Here is a 14,529-nt window from a genome sequence, read left to right as displayed (position 1 = left end):
GCGCGATGAGCGACCGGACGGGTACTCCGCGGGAGCGGGAGATCGCCGCGCGCATCGCCTCCCTCGTCACCGACGCCGAGCAGGAACTCGATGCCGTCGCGTCGGACCTGACGTCGTTGTACCGCAGGAGCATTCCGGTGTACGACTCGGTGGCGCACGAGGAGGTGCAGCGCAACACGCGCGCCGTCCTGGACATCGTGCTGTGGCGAGTGCGCAGCGATGCACCTGCCGTGAACGAGCGGGACGTCGCCGACCTGGTCCGGCGGTGGGCCGATCAGCGGATCCCCCTCGAACTCGTCGCACACAGCATCCAACTCGGTGCCCGCGAGCTGTTCAAGATGATCCGGCGCAACGCCGTCGAGCAGCAGTTGTCGACCGATGTCATCGACGACATGCAGGACATGATGTGGGAGTGGGCCACGTCGTACTCGGCCGCCGTGAACACGGTGATGCAGGAACGAGCGGTCACGGGTGCCACCCGGCGTGCGGATCTCATCCGGCAGCTCGTCGACGGGTCGTACGTGCCCGCGTCCGTCGAGCGGGACGCCCGTGAGCACGGTATCGCGCTCGATCACCACTACAGCGTCGCCTGTGTGACCTGGAACGACTCGTCGATCGTGTCGGACATCCGGTCGATGCTGCGACTACGTTGCGGCACCGATGATCTCGGCGTGGTGGACGCGGTCATCGACGGCTGTCTCGTCGCCCTTCTGCCCGTGGTTCCGGACCGCCTCGCGGCCTCGGTGGCGGTCGGTCTGGGCGATGCTCGACCGGCCACGGACGCGCGCGCGTCGTACGGGCAGGCGCGGCACGCACTCGACCTCGCCACCCGCTTCGCGAGGACTGGGGTGGTCGACCTGGCCGCACTCGGACCGCTTCCTCTCCTCGCGCTGGGGGAGGAGGCCGCGGATCGACTCGCGTCCGCGCATCTGACCACGGTGGCCGAACGCGGCGAGGCGGGTCGCGAGATCCTGGACACCGTCGCGGCGTACCTCGACCATGATCGGCGCGTCGACGACACCGCCGCCGCCCTCTTCGTGCATCGCAACACCGTGCGCAACAGGGTGGCGCGTTTCGGTGATCTGACGGGCCTCGACATCGACCGGACAGCCGATCTCGTCCTCGCCTGGTGGCTACTGACGCGTGAGCGCAGCGCGCGCTCGGCTCTCCAGGATCCCCCGCTCCAGTAGCGGAACCGTCTTCCGCATCTTCGGACGGAGAATCGCGTCCCACAACGAGCCGGTGAACACACCGCGGATCTTGTCGACGCCGCGCAGAGCGCCCGGCACGTACACCTTCCGGCGGCGCCGGACGATGGCGTCGACGAACGCGTCGGCGCAGTCCTCGACGTCGGTGACGACATCGAACGGCCAGGGCAGTTCCTCGATGCTCGCCCGCACCGACTCGATGCTGTGCTGCGACTGGAACATCGGAGTCCGGACGAATGCGGGATGCGCGACCCCGACGCCGACGCCCTTGTGTGCCACCTCGAGGCGCAGTCCGCCGCCGAATGCCTCGACACCCGTCTTGGCGGCCGCGTAGGCGGACTGGCCCGGCACGGTCTTCAGGGCGGCCGCGGACGAGACCAACAGATAGAAGCCGCGCTGTGCGGTCACGGCGGGCAACGTGGCGTGCACGGTGCGGATGACGCCGTTCAGATTGATGTCGACGATGCGGGTCAGTGTCTCGACGTCGCTGATGGCGACGGTGCCGGCCTCGGCGATGCCCGCATTGGCCACCACCACGTCGAGGCACCCGTACTCCGAGAGGATCTGTGCAACAGCTGATTCGAGTGACGCGGTGTCCGTGACGTCGGCGGTCACGGCCAGGTGCCGGCCGTGAGCGCTGGTGTCCAGGCTCCCGATCACCGATGCGGGTATGTCGGATCGGTCCACGAGCACCACGTGCGCGCCCTGCGACGCGAGTCGGCGTCCGGTCTCGAGACCGATCCCGGACGCACCGCCGGTGATGAGTACGACCTTGCCTGCCATCGATGCCATGCGCTGTCCTTCACGGGTCGTCGTTCGCGGTCCCCTCAGCGTCGCCCGGCGAGCAGCCCCGCGACAGGTGCGTGACTCCACGTCGGGTCGGCCTGCGCTGTGCAGCCGCACAGCGAGCGATCGACCGGTCTGCGTAGGCCTGACGCTGATCGGGTACCCCGCGGAACGACGACAGGAGCGACTCACGTGAGTACGGACGATCTCGACCCCGGTGTCGCCGCGGCCGTACGGTCCCGCATCGCATCCGCTGGTGAGATCCCGCTACCGGGGTCCGGTGCGACCAGGCGACGCTGGGATCTGCTGACCGCGTGGTGCCGCGACGACGCGGTGGTCGGCCGGTTGCTCGAAGCCCACTTCGACGCCGTCGCCATCTGCGCGGAGCTGGGTGGTCCCGCGACCTCGTCCGAGCAGATGTGGGGAGTGTGGGCCGCAGAGACGCCGCCGCCCGTCAACGCGGTCTCCGACGAGCACGGTTCCTGGTCGCTGACCGGCCGGAAGATGTGGTGCTCGGGAGCCCACAGTTGCTCGCACGCGCTGGTGACCGCACGGGCGGGGGAGGACTCCGCCTTGTTCGCCGTGGCGCTGGACAGCGGCACCGTGACCCCTGAGCCGAACACGTGGCACGCGACGGGAATGCGCGAGAGCGATTCCGGCGCAGTGTCTCTCGCGGGAACGTCCGCGGTCGCGGTGGGGCAACCGGGTGACTACACCGCGCGTGCCGGATTCTGGCACGGTGCGATCGGGGTGGCCGCCTGCTGGTTCGGGGTGGCACTCGCCGTCGCCGACCCGCTCTACCGCCGGGCCGCTGCGGACCGGGCCGGACCGCATGCGCTCGCGCACCTCGGAGCAGTGGACGCGGCACTGACGGCCTGTGTCAACACCTTCGACGTCGCTGCCGACGAGGTGGACCGAGACCCACTGGCTCTGGACGAGGCGAGAGTCCGCGCCATGCGGGTTCGCGCCATCGTGGAGCGGGCCTGCACCGAAGTTCTCGACCGGGTCGGCCGCGCGCTGGGTGCGGCACCCCTCGGTCTGGACGCGGAGCACTCCCGCCGGGTGGCAGACCTGACGACGTATCTTCGCCAGAGCCACGCCGAGGTCGATCTGGAGAACCTGGGCCGGGCGGTCGCGGCGTCGGGTTCCGCATCGTGAGTGTGGGCAGGTTCGCGGAGCGCCCGGTGGCACAGCGTGGAACGCCGGAGTCCGTGTGGCGCGAGAACGGTCCGACGTACCCCGACCTTGTCCACGACGGGCTGGCGCATCTGGTCCTCGTCGCTCCGCACCCCGATGACGAGGTCCTCGGTCTGGGCGGCTGGGCATCGATGCTGGCCGCGTCCGGTGTTCCGGTGACGATAGTCGCCGTCACTGACGGGGGCGCGTCTCACACCCCCACGCCCGCGCGGTCGCGCGCCGACCTGGAAGCGGTGCGCAGAGCCGAGAGTGCGTCGGCGCTGGTGGATCTCGGTATCGTCGACATCCGTCGGCTGAGCATGCCCGACGGACAGGTGGCCGAGCACGAGCGCGCCCTCGTCGACGCTCTCGTCGACGTGCTCGACACCGTGGGGCGCGGTACGACGGTGTGGTGCGCGACGACGCTGCGCGGCGACGGCCACCCCGATCACGAAGCGGTCGGGCGCGCGTCGGCCGCGGCGGCGAGCCGGAACGGGTGCACGCTCGTCGAGTACCCGGTGTGGATGTGGCACTGGGCAGAACCGGGGGACGAGGCCGTGGACTGGGAGTCGGCCCGCACGATCACTCTCGACGCGGACGCGATCGCGCGCAAGGAGGTAGCGGTGAGCAGATTCGTCAGCCAGACGACTCGGGACGGGAACGAGGACGAGATCCTCCCGCCGTGGGTTCTTGAGCGGCTCCTGCGTTCTCACGAGACGGTGTTCGTGTGAGCGGGCAGGCCGGAGGCCGGTCGGGATCGGGCGGGCAGGCCGGAGGCCGGTCGGGATCGGGCGGGCAGGCCGGAGGCCGGTCGGGATCGGGCGGGCAGGCCGGAGGCCGGTCGGGATCGGGCGGGCAGGCCGGAGGCCGGTCGGGATCGGGCGGGCAGGCCGGAGGCCGGTCGGGATCGGGCGGGCAGGCCGGAGGCCGGTCGGGATCGGGCGGGCAGGCCGGAGGCCGGTCGGGATCGGGCGGGCAGGCCGGAGGCCGGTCGGGATCGGGCGGGCAGGCCGGAGGCCGGTCGGGATCGGGCGGGCAGGCCGGAGGCCGGTCGGGATCGGGCGGGCAGGCCGGAGGCCGGTCGGGATCGGGCGGGCAGGCCGGAGGCCGGTCGGAATCGGGCGGGCAGGCCGGAGGCCGGTCGGAATCGGGCGGGCAGGCCGGAGGCCGGTCGGAATCGGGCGGGCAGGCCGGAGGCCGGTCGGAATCGGGCGGGCAGGCCGGAGGCCGGTCGGAATCGGGCGGGCAGGCCGGAGGTGTCCCGGCGAGTTATTTCGAGCGCATGTACGAGGCCGATCCGGACCCGTGGGGGTTCGAGAGCCGGTGGTACGAGCGACGCAAGTACGCCCTCACGATGGCAATGCTTCCGAACGAGCGGTACCGGTCGGCCTTCGAGCCGGGGTGTTCCGTCGGAGTTCTGTCCGAACTCATCGCGGGCCGAGCCGATCGCCTGCTCTCCACGGACATCGCGGAGGCACCGTTGCGTCGCGCGCGGGAGCGTGGGATTCCGAACGTGGAGTTCCGCCGAGAGTCGCTGCACGACGGGTGGCCGGACGAGCAGTTCGATCTCGTCGTGCTGAGCGAGATGTGTTACTACGTCCACCCGACGGAGCTCGACGCTCTGGTGTCGAAGGCGGTCGATGCGGCAGAGCCCGGCGGAACCGTGTGCGTCGCGCACTGGCGCCACGACGTTCCGGAGTACCCGAGCACTGCGGCCGAGGTGCACACCGCGTTCCGCGCGTCACCGCACCTGCTCCTCCGGGCGGAGTACCGCGACGACGACGTTCTCGTCGACGTCTTCACGCGGGGTACCGGCGCACACTGATCAGGCGGTGACGGGAGTCGCCATCTCGTCGAGGAACGTGGCGAAACCACCTGTGGTGCGCGTACTGGTGCGGGCCGACGTGGTCACGCACGGAGCGCCGGTGCGGCGTATGCGGTACCCCCGGCGTCCGAGTCGCGCGACCAGATCGACGTCCTCGTGGACGGCGAGCGCACGGAATCCGCCGACCGCACGGTAGGCGTCGGCGCGCACCGCGAGGTTGGCTCCGTGGACCTGCAGGAGTCCGCGTCGTTCACGGTCCGCGTAGTCGCGCCGGAATCGCCGGAGCACGACGGGATCACGCAGGCCCTCGTCGACGCGCACCGGTCCGGGGACGACGTGTGCCTGCGCAGCGCACGCCACGATCGATCGGAAGTGGTCGGGGTCGACCAGCGAATCGGCGTCGGTGTTGACGTACCAGGTGGACGATCCGGCGCTCGACGTCTCGGACCGGAACCCCAGGGCCCGTGCAGCTCCCACGTTCGCGACGTCCGTCGTGACGCACCGGACGCCCCCACCCACCACCTCCGCGGTGCGGTCACTGCAGGCGTCCAGCACCACCACCAGTCGGACGGGGACCGGCGACAGCGTGCGAGCGGTGCGCAGGGCATCGAGGCACGCAGACAGCGACGCGTCCTCGTTGTGGGCGGGCACCACTGCGACGATGCGCTCGACCCGGGCCGGCGTGAAATGCACACCTGTGAAATGCCCGATTCCCGTCGTCGCCAATCATGCGCAGCACGCGGTGCTGTGCGCGCTACGCCGTGCGGTGCGCGCGGCGCCGCATGGCGGGGCGTACCGCCTCCAGGACCGCGATACCCACTGCCGCGGAGACGAAGGCGAGCACGGTGTAGGACACGTTGCCCGCATCGAGCTCGAAGAAGCGGGCGAGCGGCGGCACGGTGAAGATGACCGCGTAGGCCGCCACGGACACGGTCAGCAGAGTCACCTTCCACCACTGCATGGGCCGGGCCACCGTCCCGAGGACCCACATCGCGACGACGATCAGCGTGATGAGCGCCGAGGTGCTCGACTGGATCCGGTCCGCCCGCGAGGCATCGGGTCCGTCGTAGGTGGCGAGGTAGGTCGCGAACGTGGCGACACCCACCACCAGTCCGGCGGGGACCGCCTTGCGCAGCACCCGAGGGACGAAGCCGGAGCGGGCCCGTTCGTTGTTCGGCGCCAGCGACAGCAGGAACGCGGGAATGCCGATGGTGAACCACGCCGCGATGGTGACGTGGCGGGGAAGAAACGGGTAGGGCAGCGGGTCGACGTTCACGACCAGGGACAGCAGACCGGACAGCCCGACGAGGACCGCGAGCACCACCGAGTAGACCGTCTTGGTGAGGAACAGCGTGGAGACCCGTTCGATGTTGCCGATGACTCGTCGACCCTCGGCCACCACGTGGGGCAGCGTCGAGAAGGCGTTGTCCAGCAACACGATCTGCGCCACGGACCGCGCCGCGGGACTTCCCGCGCCCATGGCGACACCGATGTCGGCCTTCTTCAGTGCGAGAACGTCGTTGACGCCGTCACCCGTCATGGCCACCGTGTGACCACGGCTCTGCAAGGCGGTGACCATGTCCCGCTTCTGTTCCGGGCGTACCCGTCCGAACACGGCATGACGCTCCATGGTGTCCGCGAGATCGTCCGTGTTCGACGGGAGACTGCGAGCGTCGACCGCATCGCCCGACGGCAGAGCATCGAGCGACCCGGCCACCGCGCCCACGGACACCGCGTTGTCGCCGGAGATGATCTTGACCTGGACGGCCTGATCCGCGAAGTAGTTCAGTGTTTCGCCGGCGTCCGCCCGGATCTTCTGCTCGAGCACGACGAGGGCTCGGGGCGTCACGACACCCGGCGCGTCGGCGTGATCCATCGGGAGGTCGCTGGTGGCGAAGAGCAGCACCCTCTTTCCGGCCGCGCCCAGCTCGGTGGCGCGTGCGGAGGCCTCCGATGCCGGATCCAGCAGCACGTCCGGAGCACCGATCAGGAAGTTGCCCGCGTCGGGGAAGGAGACTCCGCTCCACTTCTTCTCCGACGAGAACGGAGCCCGCGCGGACGCCGTCCGGGCAGGCGCGGTCGGAAGCGCGTCGGCGACGGCGATCATGCTGGCGTTCGGTCGATCGTCGTCGGCGACGACGGCGGACAGGTCGCGCCGGACGTCCTCGTCGGACTCGGCCGACAGCACGAGGAGGTCCGACATGACCATCGCGTTCTCGGTCAGCGTTCCGGTCTTGTCGGCGCACACCACGTCGATACGGGCCAGCCCCTCGACCGCCGGAAGCTCCTGCACGAGGCACTGTCGACGTCCGAGGCGGACCACGCCGACGGCGAAGGCCAGTGACGTGAGCAGGACCAGTCCTTCCGGCACCATCGGGACCAGCGCCGCCACCATGCCGTTGAGCGCGGGGCCGAGCGGCTGGCCCGTGACGACGAGCTGGTTGACGACGATGACGATGCCGGCCGGGACCATCACCCGGGTGATGTGGCGGAGGATGCGGTCGATACCGGACCGGAGTTCGGAGTCGATGAGCGTGAACTTGCCTGCCTCCTCGGCCAACTGGGCCGCGTACGCTTCCCTCCCCACCTTGGTGACGCGGTAGGCTCCGCGGCCGGCGACGACGAACGACCCGGAGAACACGGAGTCGCCCGGGGTCTTGGTCATCGAGTCGGACTCACCCGTCAGCAGTGATTCGTCGACGTCGAGCGAGTCCGCCTCGATCACGTCGCCGTCGACGATGATCTGATCGCCCGGACCGAGTTCCACGACGTCGCCGAGCACCACCTCGTGGGGAGCGAGGTCCCGTGCACGGCCGTCTCGTCGCACGATGGGCCGACTCTGGCCCACGATGGCGAGCGCGTCGAGGGTGCGCTTCGCGCGCAGTTCCTGGATGATGCCGATCCCGCTGTTGGCGACGATGAGCAGACCGAACATCGCGTCGATGATCGATCCGGTCGACAGCACGATGACGAGAAGTACCGCCAGAATCGCGTTGATGCGCGTGAAGATGTTGCCGCGCAGGATGTCTGCGACCGACCTCGAGGAGCGGGCCGGCACGTCGTTGGACCGACCCTGCGATGCGAGGGTCTCCGCTTCCGCTGTGGTGAGTCCGACTGCGGTGGGGACGTCGCTCGACAGCATGAAGGGGAGCCTAGTGGGTGTCGGCGACGACGGTCGTCAGCCTCGTTGGTCGTCCAGCACCCGTCGAGCCTGCTCGGTGACCGTGGTCCCAGCGCTGTAGGCCTGTGCTCGCAGCAGTGCCGACGCTGCCTGGACGCCGAGGTGGTGCCGAGCGACCACCACGCCGATCGCCAGGTGCACGGTCGACAGGTCGAAGCCGTGGTCGGGCCCGCCGTCGACGGCCGTGAGGACAGAGTCTCCGTCCAGGTCGTCGCACAGGGGAACTCGCGGCGCCAGCAACTCCGGGCGACGTTCCACGAGCGCTGCGATGGCGGCGTCGGAGTGCGTGCTGCTGCGGCGTCGACCACGCCAGTACATCTGGAGCGTTCCCAGGGGGGTGGCGGGTGCACCGATGGGGAACGTCGCGACCTCGACGACTCCGAGGGTCGCCAATTCGTCGACGAGAGTGGTCCAGCGGACGCCGTGGTCAGGGTCCTCGACATCGAGTCGGCTGTGTCCCGCTCCCGCCATCGACTCGGTGTGCGGTCCGCAGCCGAGCAGGTACTGGAGGTCGGCCAGCCGCTCCGCCAGGTCGTCCGTCGCGTACGTGACGAGCCGGACGTCGGCATCGGCCGCAGATTCCGCCACCACGGCGGCTCCGTCCGCCCGGCACCACTGCACGCACGCGGCCAGCCATGTCTCCGCAGTGCGTCCGGACCGCAGGGCGCCCATGACGCGTTCGTCTGGTGGATGGGGCTCGCGGGCCGAGTTCGATGCCATGGGGCGTCCTTCGCTGCGTTCGTGTAACCGGCTCGTGGACCGCAGCTGAGGGTGTGTCTCGCCGTTCATCGTGTACCCGTCCGTCGGCTCCGCACACCACATCCGGCCGGTGTCCTCGAACACGGGCGCCCACTCACCGGGTGTCGTCGGTCACCCGAGTGGTCGACACGCTCGGAACACCCACGACGACATGCGGTGCTGTGCGCAGAATGCTCGGTCGCGGAGCCGGATCTTGCGCAGTCGGCAAGACCGTGGTCACCTGGGGATCTCCGCGAAGCATCGAGCCGGAGATGACGTCCTGAGGGGGAAGCGCCATGACCAGCAACGAGCATGTCGATGATCGAGCGCCACAGACGGTGGAGACCCTGGAGGAGATCGCACAGCGTGTGTTGTGGCTGTCGACCTCGATGATTCACCACGCCAATCGAATTCGGCCCAACCCCAGCGGACTCAAAGTCGGAGGCCACCAAGCCTCGTGCGCGTCGATGGTGTCGATCATGACCTCCCTGTGGTTCGAACAGTTGCAGCCCGGGGACCGGGTGTCGGTCAAGCCGCACGCGTCTCCGGTGCTGCACGCGATCAACTACCTCCTCGGTGAGTTGGACGAGAAGTACCTGACGACGCTGCGGTCCTACGGCGGGCTGCAGTCCTACCCGTCGCGCGCCAAGGACCCCGACACCGTCGACTACTCCACCGGGTCCGTGGGAATCGGAGCGACCGCACCGATCTGGGGCGCGATGTCGCGCCGCTACGTCGACGCCGCCTTCGGTGACGCGCACGACGACGCCCGGACAGCGACCGGATTCCGGGGGCGGCAGTACTCGCTCGTCGGCGACGCCGAACTGGACGAGGGCGCGGTGTGGGAAGCGGTGATCGACCCGGGAATCGCCGACCTCGGCGAGATCGTGTGGATCGTCGACCTGAACCGCCAATCGCTGGATCGAGTGGTGCCGAACTTCGCTGCGCGGCGGCTGGAGAAGATGTTCGACGCCGCCGGCTGGCAGGTCGTCACGGTCTCGTTCGGCACCCTTCTCGACGCATTGTTCGCCCGTCCCGGCGGCGAGGCCCTGCGCGAACGCATCGTCGACATGCCCAACCCGGAGTACCAACGCCTCCTGCGCTGCACGGCGGACGAACTGCGCACCCGACTGCCCGGCGCCGGGCCCGGTGCCGAACGGATTCGTGCCCTCGTCGCCGATCTGGACGATGCCGCTCTGACGGAGGCCGTCCGCAACCTGGGCGGACACGACCTCGCCGCACTGCGCGCCGCGTTCGCCCGTATCGACGACACCCGTCCCACCGTGATCATCGCGTACACCGTCAAGGGCTTCGGGTTGCCGACGCAGGGTCATCCGCAAAATCACTCGTCGTTGCTGACGGTCGAGGAGTACGCCGAACTCGCGGGCGCGCTGGGCACCGACCCCGACGCGCCCTGGGCACGATTCTCGGACGACAGTCCGGCCGGGCGGGTGTGCGCGGACACCGCGGACCGGCTGCGCCGGGAACCGATACACACGGCCGAGCCTCCCTCGGTGCCCACCGACATCGGGCGCACGCCCAAGGGAACGGCGACGACACAGGCCGCGCTCGGTCGCGTCCTGCTCGACCTCACCAGAGCGGCTCCGGACGCCGCGCGGCGGGTCGTCACCGTCAGTCCCGACGTCAGCTCCACCACCAACCTCGGCGGCTGGGTGAACAAGATCGGCGTCTGGTCGTCCTCGGAACGCCACGACTGGTTCGGTGACGACGCCGAGACGATCATGCACTGGCGCGAGAGCCCCACGGGGCAACACATGGAACTGGGCATCGCCGAGACCAACCTCGTCGGACTGATGGGCGAGCTCGGTGCGACGTGGAGCCGGTGGGGAGAGCCGCTGTTCCCGATCGGAGTCATGTACGACCCGTTCGTCGAGCGCGCGCTCGAGCCGTGGTCGTACGGCATCTACGCAGGCGGACAGTCCATCCTCGTCGGCACCCCCTCGGGAGTGACCCTGGCGGCGGAAGGTGGTGCGCACCAGTCGATCAAGACCCCGTCGATCGGTCTGGAGCAGCCCGGGTGCGTGAGCTGGGAACCGGCGTTCGCGATCGACGTCGAGTGGACGCTGCTGGCGGCGATCGGACGGTTGGGGCGCCCGGGCGGCACGTCGGCGTATCTGCGCCTGTCGACCAGGCCGGTCGATCAGTCGCTGGCGAACGTTCCGGCGGATCCGGCGGCGCGGGAGCGCCGACGGCGGCAGGTGGTCGCCGGGGGATACCCGCTGGTGCGGCGGGACGGTGCGGTGGTGACCATCGCGGCGATGGGCGCGATGGTCACCGAGGCCCTCGACGCGGCGGAGCGGCTCGAACAGATCGGGCTCGCTGCCGACGTCCTGTGCGTCACGAGTCCGGGGGAGCTGTATCGGGCGGTGCAGGCACGGCAGGGGCATCTCGAGGCGGAGTCGTGGATTCTCGATCATCTGCTCCCGGCAGAGCGGGCGACGCCGATGGTGACGGTCCTCGACGGTCATCCCCACACGCTCGCGTTCCTGGCGACGGTGAATCGGGTGCCGTCCACGTCTCTCGGGGTGAGTGAGTTCGGTCAGGTCGGCGCACTCGACGAGGTGTACCGCCACCATCAGATCGACACCGACTCGATCGTCCGGGCCGCACTCGACGTCACCGGTCACTGACTGCTCGGCAGGTTCATCGAGCGGCCGCGGCACCGAGTTCGATGAGCAGGACGCCGACGACGATGCATGCGATCCCGCCGAGCATGCGGCGGGTCAGGGGTTCTCGAAAGAGGTACCGGGAGGCCACGGCGGTGAGGGCGACTCCGCACGCGGCCCAGATGCCGTAGGCCACTCCCAGGGCCAGACCCGAACGGAGCGCACCGAGCAGGGCGACGAACGCGAGGAGATAGCCGAGAGCGACGACCCCGTAGAACGCGGGGCGTCCGGTGGCCGCCACGCGGAGCGACAGCGTGGCCGACACCTCGAGGAGGATGGCGCCGAGGAGGAAGAGGTACTGCATCACGGTTCCCGCTCTGCGGGGTGGGACCCGGTCTCGACGAGGAGTACACCGACGATGACCAGTCCGATTCCGAGACCCATCACGATGGTCAGCGGTTCACCGAAGAGCGCTGACGCGAGAAGGGCGGTGAGAGCGACACCGCTTGCTCCCCAGATACCGTAGGCGACACCGAGGGCCATACCGCGGCGCAGTACGGACGCGAGTCCGACGAAGGCCAGCAGATAACCGATGATCACCACGACGTAGAGGACGGGACGGGTCTCGGAACCTTTGAGCGACAGGGTGGCGGACACTTCGGCCACCACGGCCGCCGCCAGAACGAACCACACCATGCGGTAGTTCTACCGCGGGCGGGACTAGCGAGCGATCTGTCCGCGGCCCATGCGCAGGAGGAGCATGCCGAGGGTGCGGCCCTCGCGGCCGAGATCACCGAAGTGCTGGAGCACCGACATCTCGCGTGCGGACGATGCGGCCGAGCGGGGCTCCATCATGCCGACAGTGCGAGTGAGCTCGGTGCGTCGTGCCACTGCGGCCAGGATCTGGGCGTCGAGACGCTCGATCTCGTCGTGCATGGAGTCGATGTCGTGGGCGGTGTCGGCACCGTGGTTGCGCGTGACGTCTGCGGTGGCGAAGTCGGTTGCAATGCTCATGTCTACTGAATCGCGCCCATCCCGAATTTCATTACCGATCTGCCGAGATATTTTTCGGCGACCAGTCGAGAACGGGTCTCACCTGCGGTGATGCTGATTGTGAGCTGGATCGCAGTGCGCCCGTGGGCCTCAGGTTAGGTTAGGCTAACGCAATGTTTCTCACCGTGTGTGCGCCCGTGAGGCGACTGATCCCTGTACTCGTCGCGACGGTGGCCCTCACCGTGTCGTGCTCGTCGGCCGCCACCGAGGACGGCCGCGACGCGGCGCAGACAGCGGCCGGCGGCGTCTATCCCGCGACGGTCGACACCGCGTTCGGCGCCGTCGACCTCGAATCGGCGCCGACGCGCGTCGTGGCGCTGGGGTGGGGGGACGCGGAGACGGCATTGGCCCTCGGGTTCCAGCCGGTCGGTGCCAGCGACTGGCTCGACTTCGGCGGAGAGGGCGTCGGTCCGTGGGCGGAGGGTCTCTACGACACACCACCCGAGATCATCGGAACCCTGGAACCGTCCTACGAAGCCGTGGCGGCACTCGAGCCGGATCTGATCCTCGACACCAAGAGCTCGGGCGACGTCGGCCGGCACGACCGCCTGGCGGCCATCGCCCCGACCGTCGGCATCCCGGAGGGTGCGGAGAACTACACGACGTCCTACGAGGATCAGGTCACCATGGTTGCCGCGGCGCTCGGTGTGCCCGAGAAGGGCGCCGAGCTGATCGCAGGGCTGGACGACGGCTTCCGCACGGCCGCTGCGGACCATCCGGAGTTCGCAGAGAGGACCGTGACGGTGGGCGCCCTCAGCGGAACCGGCTACGGCGCCTACATAGAGGACAGCGAGCGGGTGCAGTTCCTGATGCGGCTCGGGTTCCGGCAGAACCCGACCATCGCATCGATGACCCCGGTGCGGTTCTCCGTACCGATCGCGGACGAGCAGCTGGGTCTGCTCGACGCGGATCTCGTCGTCATGTTTCCGATCGGCAAGACTGCGCAGGACATCGAGCAGAACCCGCTGTTCCGCAGTATCCCGGCCGTGGCGCAGGGGCATGCGATCGTGTTCGACGACCCGGCGGTGGCGAAGTCCTACTCCACCAACTCGGCGCTCTCGCTGCAGTACGCACTCGACACCGTGGTGCCCATGCTGGCGGAGGCGCTCCGGTCGTGATGCTCGGAGGCGATCGCTCACGCGTGCCTTCACCAGCGGCGCGACCTCGGTGCCGAGCAACTCGATGCCCCGCAGCATGGTCCGTCCAAGAGATGCGCCACCCGCTCGCGAGCGGTGACGCGGTGGCCGGTGTCGTACTCGACGACGGCCGACACGAAGTTGCCGATCCCGATCTGCATTGGTGCCGTTCTGCCGATGTAGTGAAGTGTCAACACACTGTAGTGTCGTCGAGTTGAACCTTCAAGTGAGGGTAGCGAAGGTTCACGACACCTAGGCTGGGTGCGTGAACGACGACGTCGAGTGGCTGCGACCCGACGAGGTACGCGCGTGGCTCGCGGTCGCAGGCCTCCTCGAGGCGCTCCCCGCAGTACTGAACTCGCAGTTGAAGAACGACGCGGGGGTCAACCACTTCGAATACATGCTTCTGGCCGGTCTGTCCGAGTCGCCTGGTCGGAGTTCGCCGACGAGTGAGATCGCTGCCTTCGCCGCAGGATCACTCTCTCGGGTCTCCCACGCACTCACGCGTATGGAGTCGCGGGGGTGGGTCGAACGGGGGCCACGCGGAGGCCCCGGTGGGCAGTCCGCGGTGACGTTGACCGACGAGGGCATGGAGATCGTTCGTCGCGCGGCTCCCGGTCACGTCGCGCAGGTGCGAGAACTGGTCGTCGACCGCCTCGGTCGTGAGGACGCACTCGAGCTCGGGCGACTCGCGGGCCGGGTGCTCGAGGGTGCGAACCCGGCGGTCCACAGGATGCTGATGGACCGGTATCCCGAGCAGGACGTGCGCCCGGACGACCGGGACTGACGGAGAGGACCC

At 69.3% G+C, this 14,529-nt stretch carries 14 protein-coding genes; 7 read left to right on the top strand and 7 right to left on the bottom strand.

What is annotated here, in order from left to right:
* The first annotated feature begins 5 nt into the window (after window positions 1-5).
* The gene (locus tag OG947_RS06305; protein ID WP_328813365.1) at window positions 6-1,190 is read left to right on the top strand and encodes a PucR family transcriptional regulator; all 1,185 of its coding nucleotides are present in this window, start codon (window positions 6-8) and stop codon (window positions 1,188-1,190) included.
* Here OG947_RS06305 and OG947_RS06300 read toward each other — a convergent pair.
* Window positions 1,134-2,000, bottom strand: coding sequence for a short-chain dehydrogenase/reductase (locus tag OG947_RS06300; RefSeq protein WP_328813364.1), 867 nt, complete (start codon window positions 1,998-2,000; stop codon window positions 1,134-1,136). The genes OG947_RS06305 and OG947_RS06300 overlap by 57 nt on opposite strands.
* A gap of 186 nt (window positions 2,001-2,186) precedes the next feature.
* Between OG947_RS06300 and OG947_RS06295 the strand changes: the two genes are divergently transcribed.
* Genes OG947_RS06295 through OG947_RS06285 form a run of 3 tightly spaced genes read left to right on the top strand, consistent with a single transcriptional unit; the run spans window position 2,187 to window position 4,995 of the window.
* A complete protein-coding gene (locus tag OG947_RS06295) occupies window positions 2,187-3,152 on the top strand; it encodes an acyl-CoA dehydrogenase (protein ID WP_442973095.1) in 966 nt (321 codons plus the stop codon).
* Window positions 3,149-3,901 carry a PIG-L deacetylase family protein gene (locus OG947_RS06290; RefSeq protein WP_328813363.1) on the top strand — a complete coding sequence of 251 codons (753 nt, stop codon included), beginning with the start codon at window positions 3,149-3,151 and terminating at the stop codon, window positions 3,899-3,901. The genes OG947_RS06295 and OG947_RS06290 overlap by 4 nt, the downstream gene beginning before the upstream one ends.
* Window positions 3,898-4,995, top strand: coding sequence for a class I SAM-dependent DNA methyltransferase (locus OG947_RS06285; protein ID WP_328813362.1), 1,098 nt, complete (start codon window positions 3,898-3,900; stop codon window positions 4,993-4,995). The genes OG947_RS06290 and OG947_RS06285 overlap by 4 nt, the downstream gene beginning before the upstream one ends.
* On the opposite strand, the gene OG947_RS06280 is transcribed toward OG947_RS06285, so the two are convergent.
* From OG947_RS06280 to OG947_RS06270, 3 genes are all read right to left on the bottom strand, one after another.
* Entirely contained in the window at window positions 4,996-5,688 is a 693-nt protein-coding gene (locus OG947_RS06280; protein ID WP_051612999.1) for a glycosyltransferase, read from the bottom strand. It lies immediately after the preceding gene.
* A 61-nt stretch (window positions 5,689-5,749) separates the two neighbouring features.
* On the bottom strand, window positions 5,750-8,137 hold the full coding sequence (locus OG947_RS06275) for an HAD-IC family P-type ATPase (protein WP_328813361.1): 2,388 nt from the start codon (window positions 8,135-8,137) through the stop codon (window positions 5,750-5,752).
* Window positions 8,138-8,173: 36 nt separating this feature from the next.
* Window positions 8,174-8,896: an ANTAR domain-containing protein gene (locus tag OG947_RS06270; RefSeq protein WP_328813360.1), complete on the bottom strand. Its 723-nt coding sequence runs from the start codon at window positions 8,894-8,896 to the stop codon at window positions 8,174-8,176.
* A 314-nt stretch (window positions 8,897-9,210) separates the two neighbouring features.
* Here OG947_RS06270 and OG947_RS06265 point away from each other — a divergent pair, with 314 nt between their 5' ends.
* Window positions 9,211-11,565 carry a transketolase-like TK C-terminal-containing protein gene (locus tag OG947_RS06265; protein ID WP_328813359.1) on the top strand — a complete coding sequence of 785 codons (2,355 nt, stop codon included), beginning with the start codon at window positions 9,211-9,213 and terminating at the stop codon, window positions 11,563-11,565.
* A gap of 13 nt (window positions 11,566-11,578) precedes the next feature.
* Here the strand turns inward: OG947_RS06265 and OG947_RS06260 are convergent, their stop codons facing one another.
* The 3 genes from OG947_RS06260 to OG947_RS06250 are packed head-to-tail and all read right to left on the bottom strand — an operon-like array spanning window position 11,579 to window position 12,555.
* Entirely contained in the window at window positions 11,579-11,905 is a 327-nt protein-coding gene (locus OG947_RS06260) for a DMT family transporter (protein ID WP_027504356.1), read from the bottom strand.
* Entirely contained in the window at window positions 11,905-12,237 is a 333-nt protein-coding gene (locus OG947_RS06255; protein ID WP_056446576.1) for a DMT family transporter, read from the bottom strand. Before OG947_RS06255 ends, OG947_RS06260 begins: the two co-directional genes overlap by 1 nt.
* A gap of 24 nt (window positions 12,238-12,261) precedes the next feature.
* Window positions 12,262-12,555 (bottom strand): chorismate mutase, encoded by a 294-nt coding sequence (locus OG947_RS06250; RefSeq protein ID WP_037184031.1) that lies wholly within the window; start codon window positions 12,553-12,555, stop codon window positions 12,262-12,264.
* A gap of 176 nt (window positions 12,556-12,731) precedes the next feature.
* Here OG947_RS06250 and OG947_RS06245 point away from each other — a divergent pair, with 176 nt between their 5' ends.
* The gene (locus tag OG947_RS06245; RefSeq protein ID WP_328813358.1) at window positions 12,732-13,712 is read left to right on the top strand and encodes an iron-siderophore ABC transporter substrate-binding protein; all 981 of its coding nucleotides are present in this window, start codon (window positions 12,732-12,734) and stop codon (window positions 13,710-13,712) included.
* Between the two features lie 283 nt (window positions 13,713-13,995).
* Window positions 13,996-14,517: a MarR family winged helix-turn-helix transcriptional regulator gene (locus tag OG947_RS06240; protein ID WP_328813357.1), complete on the top strand. Its 522-nt coding sequence runs from the start codon at window positions 13,996-13,998 to the stop codon at window positions 14,515-14,517.
* Window positions 14,518-14,529: the final 12 nt, after the last annotated feature.

Source organism: Rhodococcus sp. NBC_00297 (genome assembly GCF_036173065.1).
GTDB lineage: Bacteria > Actinomycetota > Actinomycetes > Mycobacteriales > Mycobacteriaceae > Rhodococcoides.
The sequence above is the reverse complement of the archived record's forward strand: the minus strand, read 5'-3'. Positions and strand labels throughout refer to the sequence as shown.

What these genes read in the sequence shown, in the direction of transcription:
- OG947_RS06305 (WP_328813365.1), top strand. Translation starts at nt 6, where the DNA reads ATGAGCGACCGGACGGGTACTCCGCGGGAGCGGGAGATCGCCGCGCGC.
- OG947_RS06300 (WP_328813364.1), bottom strand. Translation starts at nt 2,000, where the DNA reads ATGGCATCGATGGCAGGCAAGGTCGTACTCATCACCGGCGGTGCGTCC.
- OG947_RS06275 (WP_328813361.1), bottom strand. Translation starts at nt 8,137, where the DNA reads ATGCTGTCGAGCGACGTCCCCACCGCAGTCGGACTCACCACAGCGGAA.
- OG947_RS06270 (WP_328813360.1), bottom strand. Translation starts at nt 8,896, where the DNA reads ATGGCATCGAACTCGGCCCGCGAGCCCCATCCACCAGACGAACGCGTC.
- OG947_RS06265 (WP_328813359.1), top strand. Translation starts at nt 9,211, where the DNA reads ATGACCAGCAACGAGCATGTCGATGATCGAGCGCCACAGACGGTGGAG.
- OG947_RS06260 (WP_027504356.1), bottom strand. Translation starts at nt 11,905, where the DNA reads ATGCAGTACCTCTTCCTCCTCGGCGCCATCCTCCTCGAGGTGTCGGCC.
- OG947_RS06255 (WP_056446576.1), bottom strand. Translation starts at nt 12,237, where the DNA reads ATGGTGTGGTTCGTTCTGGCGGCGGCCGTGGTGGCCGAAGTGTCCGCC.
- OG947_RS06250 (WP_037184031.1), bottom strand. Translation starts at nt 12,555, where the DNA reads ATGAGCATTGCAACCGACTTCGCCACCGCAGACGTCACGCGCAACCAC.